The 8,584-nt window shown below is 70.4% G+C and carries 9 protein-coding genes and 1 pseudogene; 4 read left to right on the top strand and 6 right to left on the bottom strand.

The features are described from left to right. The 4 genes from ON39_RS35750 to ON39_RS35735 all read left to right on the top strand — a co-directional run. The coding region (locus ON39_RS35750) for an ABC transporter permease subunit (RefSeq protein WP_040740770.1) at nt 1–247 on the top strand (247 nt) is incomplete at its 5' end. Continuing rightward, a complete protein-coding gene (locus tag ON39_RS35745) occupies nt 244–1,140 on the top strand; it encodes an ABC transporter permease (protein ID WP_174412608.1) in 897 nt (298 codons plus the stop codon). The genes ON39_RS35750 and ON39_RS35745, both read left to right, overlap by 4 nt. Continuing rightward, the gene (locus ON39_RS35740; RefSeq protein WP_040740769.1) at nt 1,137–1,970 is read left to right on the top strand and encodes an ABC transporter ATP-binding protein; all 834 of its coding nucleotides are present in this window, start codon (nt 1,137–1,139) and stop codon (nt 1,968–1,970) included. The genes ON39_RS35745 and ON39_RS35740 overlap by 4 nt, the downstream gene beginning before the upstream one ends. After that, entirely contained in the window at nt 1,967–2,740 is a 774-nt protein-coding gene (locus ON39_RS35735; RefSeq protein WP_040740768.1) for an ATP-binding cassette domain-containing protein, read from the top strand. Before ON39_RS35740 ends, ON39_RS35735 begins: the two co-directional genes overlap by 4 nt. Nucleotides 2,741–2,762: 22 nt before the next feature. On the opposite strand, the gene ON39_RS35730 is transcribed toward ON39_RS35735, so the two are convergent. The 6 genes and pseudogenes from ON39_RS35730 to ON39_RS35705 all read right to left on the bottom strand — a co-directional run. Beyond that, nucleotides 2,763–4,076 (bottom strand): cytochrome P450, encoded by a 1,314-nt coding sequence (locus ON39_RS35730; RefSeq protein ID WP_040740767.1) that lies wholly within the window; start codon nt 4,074–4,076, stop codon nt 2,763–2,765. Beyond that, nucleotides 4,073–5,272, bottom strand: coding sequence for an MFS transporter (locus tag ON39_RS35725; protein ID WP_051187523.1), 1,200 nt, complete (start codon nt 5,270–5,272; stop codon nt 4,073–4,075). The genes ON39_RS35730 and ON39_RS35725 overlap by 4 nt, the downstream gene beginning before the upstream one ends. 22 nt (nt 5,273–5,294) lie before the next feature. After that, nucleotides 5,295–6,248, bottom strand: a complete 954-nt coding sequence (locus tag ON39_RS35720; RefSeq protein ID WP_040740766.1) for an NAD(P)-dependent oxidoreductase — start codon at nt 6,246–6,248, stop codon at nt 5,295–5,297. Next, the gene (locus tag ON39_RS35715) at nt 6,248–7,537 is read right to left on the bottom strand and encodes a cytochrome P450 (RefSeq protein ID WP_040740765.1); all 1,290 of its coding nucleotides are present in this window, start codon (nt 7,535–7,537) and stop codon (nt 6,248–6,250) included. Before ON39_RS35715 ends, ON39_RS35720 begins: the two co-directional genes overlap by 1 nt. Further along, a complete protein-coding gene (locus ON39_RS35710; RefSeq protein ID WP_157195574.1) occupies nt 7,518–8,195 on the bottom strand; it encodes a GNAT family N-acetyltransferase in 678 nt (225 codons plus the stop codon). Before ON39_RS35710 ends, ON39_RS35715 begins: the two co-directional genes overlap by 20 nt. Beyond that, nucleotides 8,185–8,584 (bottom strand): annotated as a pseudogene (locus ON39_RS35705) (hypothetical protein); the annotation flags it as partial. The pseudogene ON39_RS35705 and the gene ON39_RS35710, both read right to left, overlap by 11 nt.

Below are 8,584 nucleotides of genomic sequence, written 5' to 3'. Positions count from 1 at the left end.
TGCCGCGCTGCCCGTGGTGTCGATCCTCGGGCTGCAATTCGCGGTCCTGATCGTCGGGGCCGTGGTGATCGAGCGGGTGTTCACCCTGCCCGGCGTCGGCAGCATGCTGCTGACCGACGTGGCGAACCGGGACCTGGTCAAGGTTCAGGGCGAGGTGTTGCTGATCGTCAGCGCGGTGCTGGCGATCGGCTTCGCCGTCGACATCGTGCACCGGCTCATCGACCCGCGGCTGGAGGCCAGGCTGTGATTCGCGCCGTCAACAGACCCAAGTGGCTGCGCAGGCGCCGCGCGGTGCAGGTCGCGCTCGCGGCCCTGATCCGAAGGCCCAGTGGGGTTTTCGGGCTGCTCATGATCGCCGCGCTGGTGGTCGCCAGCGCGGTGGCGCTCTGGTGGACTCCCTACGATCCGCAGGCCACCGACCTCACCCGCGCCTGGTTGCTGCCGTTCAGCAACGGCCATGTGCTCGGGACCGACCGGGTCGGGCACGACGTGTTCAGCCAGCTGCTGGCCGGCGCCTGGCAGACCCTCGCGGTGGCGCTGGTCGTCGCCGGGATCGCGGGTACCCTCGGCCTGATCCTCGCGCTGGCCACCCAGTTGACGCCGCACCCGGTCGCCGCGGTGGTGGTGCAGCTGATCGACATCATGATCGCGTTTCCCGCGCTGCTGCTCGCGATGGTGCTCGCGGCGGTCTACGGCGGATCGATGATGACGGTCGCCATCGCCATCGGGATCAGCTCCGGCGTCGCGGTGGCCCGGGTGGCGCGCGGCGAGGTCGCGCGGGTGTTGAACAGCGATTTCGTGCTGGCAGCGCGGGCGGCCGGCGCGTCCACCGCGCGGATCGTGCGCCAACATCTGCTGCCCGGCATCGCGCCGACGCTGATCGTGCAGCTGTCCTGGGTGATGGCCCTCGCGGTGCTCGCCGAGGCGGCGCTGACCTATCTCGGTTACGGCAGTTCGCCCTCCGCGCCGTCCTGGGGCGGCATCCTGCGCGCGCAGCAGGACTACATCAAGGTGCGGCCGCTGCTGGTGGTGTGGCCGGGCCTCGCGGTGGCGCTCACCGTCCTCGGCTTCAATCTGCTCGGCGACGCCCTGCGCAGCGTCACCGATCCGCGCCTGCGCAAAGGGGTCCCGAAGCGATGACGCTCCTGAAGGTGACAGGCTTGACGGTGGAGATCGACGATCGGGTGCTGCTCGACGACGTCGATTTCAGCATCGACGCCGGCGCGCGACTCGGCCTGATCGGGGTCTCCGGATCCGGGAAATCGCTTCTCGCACTGGCGATCCTGGGCCTGCTGCCGGAGGAGGCACGGGTGCGCGGCAGCATCGTGCTCGACGGGGTCGAGCTGGTCGGCCGCCGCGATCGCGAACTGTCGAAGATCCGCGGCAGCCGCATGGCCATGGTGTTCCAGGAGCCGCTCTCGGCGCTGAACCCGCTCATGCGGGTCGGCAGGCAGATCGCCGAACCCCTTCGGCTGCATCAGGGTATGGGCCGGCGGCAGGCGCACGCGGCGGCGACCGAACTCGCGGCCCGCGTCGGGCTGCCCGACCCGGCGCACATCGTGCGCGCCTTCCCGCATCAGCTCTCGGGCGGGCAGCGCCAGCGGGTCGGCATCGCCATGGCCCTGGCGGCGCGACCCGCGCTGCTGATCGCCGACGAGCCGACCACCGCGCTCGACGTCACCGTGCAGGCCGAGATCCTCGCCCTGCTCAAGGATCTCGTGGACGAGGAGGGGTCGGCGCTGTTGTTCGTCACGCACGATCTCGCGGTGCTGGCGCAGGTGACGCGGCGCGTCCTGGTGCTCGGCGGCGGCCGCGTGCTCGAGGACGGCGACCTGACCCAGATCCTGCACGGGTCGACCCACCCGTATCTCCAGAATCTGCTGGAGTTGGCGCGCGCCACCGCGTTTCGCCGTAGCTCCGACCCGGCCCCGCTCGGTGCCGACAGTGACTCCGCGGAGGTGGTGTCGTGATCCTGCTCGAGGCCGAGGGAGTGAGCCGGTCGTTCCGGTTGCCGCGCACCAGCCTTCGTCGGCGCGCGCCGCAGCGGCACGCGGTGCGCGGGGTCGACCTGTCGCTGGCGGAGGGCAACCACCTCGGCATCGTCGGCGAGTCCGGCTCCGGGAAGTCGACGCTGCTGCGCCTGCTGCTCGCGCTCGACCGCCCCGACCAGGGCGAGGTCCGCTATCAGGGCAGGCCGGTGCGCGGTCGCGACCTCGCCTGGTTTCGCAGGGAAGTCCAAGTGGTGCTGCAGGATCCGCTGAGCTCGCTGGATCCGCGGATGATCGTCGGCGACTCGATCGCCGAACCGCTGGAGTGCCTGCGGATTCCGGGCAACCACGACTACCGGGTTGCCGAGCTGCTCGTCGCGGTGGGCCTGGAACCCGATGCGGCGCTGCGGTATCCGCACGAGTTCTCCGGCGGGCAGCGCCAGCGCATCGCGATCGCCCGCGCGCTGGCGCCGAACCCGAAGGTGCTCGTCGGCGACGAACCGTTCTCCGCGCTGGACGCCTCGACGCGGGCCCAGATCATCGAGCTGCTGCGCGATCTCGTGCAGCGGTTCGGGCTCTCGCTCATCCTGGTCTCCCACGACGTCGGCGTCGTTCAGCAGCTGTGCGATCAGCTGCTGGTGATGAAGGACGGGGAGATCGTCGAGCGCGGCCCCGCCGCGACGGTGCTCGAGCATCCCGAGCACCGCTACACCAGGGCCCTGCTCGACGCCGTGCCGGTACTGCCGTTCTGAAACACAGTGTGCGGCAGCGCTTTCAGTCGTTCAACGCGGTGACGACGAGGCGCGCGCCGCGCGCGGGGACATTGGTGATGTTGCGGACCCGGCCGCGCTCGGGAGCGCCGGGCAGCGCGAGCCGGTATCGGGTCAGCACCGCGCGCAGCACGACGGCGCCCTCCATCAGGGAGAAGCCCGCCCCGATGCAGCGCCGCACCCCGCCGCCGAAGGGCAGCCAGGTGTTCGGCGCGACGGTGCCCTCGAGAAAGCGTTCGGGCCGGAACTGTTCCGGCTCAGGGTGATTCGCCGGGTTCTGATGGGCCAGCACGATCGAGGTCGACACCCTCGCGCCGCGCCGCAGCGCGACCCCGCCGATCGTCAGGTCCCTGGTGAGCTGGCGCTGCACCCGGCCGATCACCATCCGGTGCCGCAGCGCCTCCTTCACCACCGCCTCGAGGTATTTGTCGTCCCCGTCGCGGGCGGCCCGGCGCGCCCGGTCCTGGATCTCGGGGGCCGCCGCCAGCTCGTGCAGCGCCCAGGACAGGGCCGACGCGGTGGTCTCGTGCCCGGCCAGCAGCAGCGTGACGAGCTGATCGCGCAGCTCCGCGTCGCTGAGCGGCTCGGTGCCCGGATCGTCGCCGGAGCCGACCGCGAGCAGCCGGGCGAGCACGTCGGCGCGCTGGTCGATCTCCGGATGCGCACGGCGACCGGCGATCTCGGCGTAGAGCAGCTCGTCGATGTCGGCGAGGGTCTCGGCGAAGCGCCGCAACGGCCCGAATCGCCGCAGCCACGGCCATTTCCAGCCGAGCAGCACCACCGGGCTGATGTCGGTGACCCGGCGCAGCCGCGGGGTCAGCTCGGCTCGGCGGCGTTCGTCGGCGACGCCGAAGACCACCTGGGTGATCACGTCGAGCGTCAAATCCTCCATGCGGGCGAGGATGTGCTCGGTCGAGCCCGCGTGCCACCGCTCCACCTGGGTTTTGGCGATGTCCTCGACCAGGGCGCGGTAGCCGTTGAGGGCGGTGCCCGCGAAGGCGGGCATGAGCAGTTTGCGCGCTCGGGCGTGCTCGCGGCCGTCGGTGAGCAGCACCGAGTGCTCGCCCATGATCATCGCGAGCTCCCGATAGGCCTCGCCCGCATGCAGATCCGCCGGGTCGGCGGTGAAGATCTCCTTGATGTGCTCGGGCCGGGAGAACACGACGATGCGGTCCGGGTACGGCGGCAGCAGCCGCACCGTGAACACATCGCCGAAGCGGCGCGCCTGGGCGCCGAGGAACTGCGCGTGCCGCTTGGTGTGCAGCACTGTCTGGAGTAGCCGGGGTAGTCGAGGGGCCGGTGGGTATGCGCCGGTCATGAGGTGGTCCTTTCCGCCGAATCGTGCCCGAGCCGTTGCGCCGCGGTCGCGCGCCGCGCGTAACCCTCGATGACGACGAGGGCGACCGCGCTCAGCGCCGCCGCGGCGATGGGGAGGGCGAAGGGACTGAACAACGAGAGGGTCACGCCGCCCGCGATGCTGCCGAGCGTGACCCCGAGATAGGTGGACGAGGAGTTGAGCGCCAGCACCTGCGTCGCCGAATCCGGTGCGGAGTCGAGCAGCATCGTCTGCATGGCCGGGGCGTTCCAGTAGAGCGACAGCGACCACACCAGGGTCAGCGCCACCAGCACCGCCATCGGTATCGGCGCGAACGCGGTGAGGACGGCGAAGACGAGCATGGTGCTCAGGAACAGCCCGAATCCGATGCGCAGGGCCGCCGACGCGCCCTTCTTGTCCACGTAGATCCCGCCGGCCACCGAGCCGGCCAGGCCCGCGACGCCGGCCACGGCGAACAGCAGTCCACGTTGGCGCAGTGAGGAATTCGAGAAGTCGGCGGCGAACGGGCCGAAGTAGGTGAACATCATCAGCGCGCCGCCGAGCAGAATGGTGTTGCCGAGCAGGACGGTCAGCACCGGCCTGCTCGACAGCGCCGCCAGATGCGTTCGCGCCGAGACCGATTTGCCGGGCGAACGCAGGTGCTCGCGCACGCCGAACAGCAGCGCCATGGACAGCACGCTCAGGCAGGCGAACGCGACGAAGTTGCCGCGCCAGCTGAAGACGCTGGCGCACAGCGTGCCGAACGGGACGCCGATCGCCAGCGCGCCGACGATGCCGGAGGACACGATGCCGATGTAGGAGCTGCGTTTCTCCGGCGGGGCCAGCGTGGGGGCGAGCGCGAACATCGTGGGCAGGCAGGCCGCCGCCGCGCACGCGGCCAGCACCCGCAGAATCATCAGCTGCCAGAACGAATCCACCAGGGCCGCCAGCAGATTCGCGAGGGTGAACACGACGGACGCGCCGAGGAAGACGCCGAGCCTGGTGCGGCGGGCCGAGGCGAACGCGATCAGCGGCGCGCCGATCACCAGGACCAGCGAGTAGGCCGAGACCAGCTGCCCCGCCGTGGATTCCGAGATGCCGAGATCGGCGGCCAGTTCGGGGAGCACGCCCGCGATCATGTAATCGTCGGTGTAGAAGACGAAGACGGCGAAGGTGATCGCTATCAACCAGAACGGCATCGGGCCTCCAGGGGACGGATGGTCAGGGGATCAGGTAGTCCGCGGCGATCGCCGCCGGATCGAGGCGCACGGACTGCCCCCTCATTGTCGGCCGATCGACGGCCGCCGTGGCGAAGATCGCCGCCCAATCCCGGTGATACAGCGGATCACCGTCCCACGGCCGCCAGGCGATGTGCGGGGTCAGCGTCACCCGGCCCTTGTCGATCCACGGGCGCAGCGCCTCCGCGTCGTCGTCGGACTCGACGTCGCTGGTGAGGCTGCCGGTGCCGGCGGCGAGCCAGCGCAGCAGGGCGTCGCGGTCGACGGGGTCGGAGCGGGCCGGATTGATCAGGTGCCCGTCGAGGCGCAACCGGCGGAAGAGCGCGTCGTCGAGGAAGCCGGTCAGCTCGGGCAGGCCGGGCAGCGCGACGATCATCAAGTGCGCCAGCCGGTTCGGCAGGTGCTCGACCGGGACGGCCTGCGCGCCGCCGAACGGATGCGCGGTGCGCGACCGGGGGCGGACCACGGTCACCCTGGCGCCGAGCGCGGTCAGCGTCTGCGCGATGATGTGCCCGAAGGCGCCGTAGCCGACGACGAGGGCGTCGCGGCGATGGAAAGGCTTGGGCGTCTCGCCGGGAGTCGTTGCGGCGCAGTGCAGTACGTGCTGGCCGATGACGTACTCCGACAGCGAGGGCGCGTAGGCCCGCGCGCTTCTGGTCACCAGGTTGTCGCGCGCGAGTGTGGGAACGTGCGGATAGTTGGGTCCGGAGGAGACCAGGTGCACCCAGCAATCCGTTGTCGCGGAGGCGGTCTCGGCCAGCTCGGCGGCGGTGAGGTCGTGCGCGGCGAGGGCTACCATCCGGTGCTCGAGCGCCGTGCCGGGGTCTACCGGCCGCACGCGCACCCCCTCGTCGCGCAGCGCGCAGGCGACGGCGCCCGGATCGGTGGACGCGCCCACACAGTAGAGCGTCGTCCGATCCACCGTGACGGCGCGCATCAGCGACCGCTGGTCAACGCCAGTGGAACTCGGATATGTCCGTGCAGCACGATGGAGTCGCGCCACTGCCGCCCCGGCAGCAGCCGGGCCTCGGGGTAGGCGGTGAGGAAGCTGCCGACGGCGACCTGACCCTGCACCTTCGCCAAAGACGCACCGAGGCAACGATGTACGCCCGTGGAGAAGCTCATGCTCGTGCGCGTGGCGATATTGGCCACGTCGAGCGTGCCCGGATTCGGGTAGGCGCGCGCGTCGTAGTTGACCGCGCCGACCCAGATCAGCGCGCCCGTGCCGGGGGAGACCACCCGATCGCCGATCTTGGTCTCCACCCGCGCGGTGCGGTGGGTGAGCTGGATGGGGGAGTCGTAGCGCAGCAGCTCCTCGAACCACGGGTCGCTCAGGCGGCCGTCGGCGAGAACCTCTGCGCCCAAGCCGTGTTCGAGCACGGTGACGATGGAGTTCGCGATGAAACTGACGGTGGTCTCGAACCCCGCCGCGAAGACGAACCCGACCAGCGTGAGCAGCTCCGCGAAGGTCAGCTCGCCCGCGGCGTGCATGCGCACGCAGTCCTTGAGGAAGCCGTCCTGGAGCAGGCTCGAGTCCTTCGTGCAGTCCACGATGAAGTCGGTGAACTTGCGCGCCTGCGTCATTCCGCGCCGGTACTCCGGGAAGGTGATGCCGACGTCGAGCAGCTTGGCCCCGTGGCCGCCGAGCGAGTGGAGCATGTCGCCCAGATCGGGGATGCCCAGGAAGTCGGAGATGACTCGGATCGGGATCTTGCGCGCGAAATCCTCGACCAGGTCGATGTTCTCGCGGCCATCCAGCTCGGCAAGCACCGTCTCGGTGTGCTTGGCGATGATGTCGATCGACCCGGTCACCGCCCGGTGGGTGAACATCGGGAAGACCAGCTTGCGCAGCCGGGTGTGCTCGGGCGGGTCCATGAAGACCAGGGCCGGGGCGTCGAGCGCGATGGGCACCGAGCGCCGGGTGAGCCACCGGTAGAACCCGGCGGCGGGCGGGATCGCGACGGGCTGGTCCGCGGACCAGTCGTTGCTGCGCAGGATCTCCTCGCTCTCCTCGTACCCGGTGACGACCAGGCCCGCGGCGCTGTCGTGCACGCCCGCGGCCGCGCCGATCTCGGTGAGCAGGGCCCGGTAGGGGACGCCCTTCTCCGGCGGGCGCAGGAAGAGCCGGCCGACGTCGTTCTCGTCGCCGAGCATCGAGTCGGGCAACAGTCGCAGCGGACCGTGTAGCAGGAACCAGCGAACAGGATCAGTGACCACCGAGCTCACGGAGGACAACCTCGACACCCCCTTGGCGTTGCATTGCGGCAGTGAAGTTTTCGCGATCGAAACGGAACAGCGCGGCCTGTTTGTGCGGCAGGTCGACCTCGCCCAGTTCGTGGCCGTCCACGACCTTGCAGACGTTGCGGTCGAGCGTGCGCACCAGTTGATTCGAGGCCGACGGGTCGGAGATCACGCCGGTGCAGTCCGGGTAGGCCTCGAAGACGCCGGCGATGAGCGCGACCCAGAACGGCAGCGCGTACCCGAAATAGTCGGGCTCGCCGATACATCCGTGCATGCCCATGTCACGGTCCGGGGTGTCGTAGTAGTCGGCCACCACGTCGAGCGCGACCCGGTACAGCTCGACGTAGCCGCCGTGCTGCCCGCCCTGCCCGACCAGGAAGGGCCGGGTCTTGTTGTCGGAGAACTGGAACTCGATCTCGGCCTGCCAGCCAGCGCGGTCCCAATCCTTGTGCATCGCGAACTCGACGTGTGGCTGCGCCATCCAGTGCACGACCTGGTCGATCTCGGCCGAGGTGTCCGGCGTGACCGCGGTGAGTTCCCACGGCGGCGGCAGCACGGGCTCCTTCCATTCCTGAAAGGCGAAGTCGGACAAGGGCTTCCCGCGTCGGCGGGAACGATCTATGGGGCGTCGCTCACTGGCCACTCACGCCCACCTCGTTCGCGGCTGCCAGCAGCTCGAGCGCGGCGAGGACCGCCGCGGTGCGGCCGGAGATCCTGGCCCGCCCGCCGAGCCGGATGCGATCGAACGACGCCTCCACGGGAAGGTGCTCGATGCGCTCGGCCCCGGCGATCGGCTGACCGACCCGCCACAGCCACCCGCCCGACGCGTCGGGGTCCACCTTCGGCTCGACGCCGGGCAGCCCGGCCTGGATGCGCAGATTCAGCAGCTCCAGGTCGACGCCGGTGATGGTGCGCGACTGGAACGGGACCTCGCCGCCGGAGGCCCGCGCGCACACCTCGCTGACCACCACGTCGGCGAAATCGTCACCGCCGGAGAGGTACTCGACGTGGGCGGTGAACGTGCCGTCGAGG

Origin of the sequence: Nocardia tenerifensis NBRC 101015, from assembly GCF_000308715.1 — a bacterium.
Taxonomy (GTDB): Bacteria; Actinomycetota; Actinomycetes; order Mycobacteriales; family Mycobacteriaceae; genus Nocardia; species Nocardia tenerifensis.
The sequence above is the reverse complement of the archived record's forward strand: the minus strand, read 5'-3'. Positions and strand labels throughout refer to the sequence as shown.

Bases quoted from the DNA above. Each gene is read 5' to 3' on its own strand.
- ON39_RS35730 (WP_040740767.1), bottom strand. From the start codon at position 4,076: ATGACCGGCGCATACCCACCGGCCCCTCGACTACCCCGGCTACTCCAG.
- ON39_RS35725 (WP_051187523.1), bottom strand. From the start codon at position 5,272: ATGCCGTTCTGGTTGATAGCGATCACCTTCGCCGTCTTCGTCTTCTAC.
- ON39_RS35720 (WP_040740766.1), bottom strand. From the start codon at position 6,248: ATGCGCGCCGTCACGGTGGATCGGACGACGCTCTACTGTGTGGGCGCG.
- ON39_RS35740 (WP_040740769.1), top strand. From the start codon at position 1,137: ATGACGCTCCTGAAGGTGACAGGCTTGACGGTGGAGATCGACGATCGG.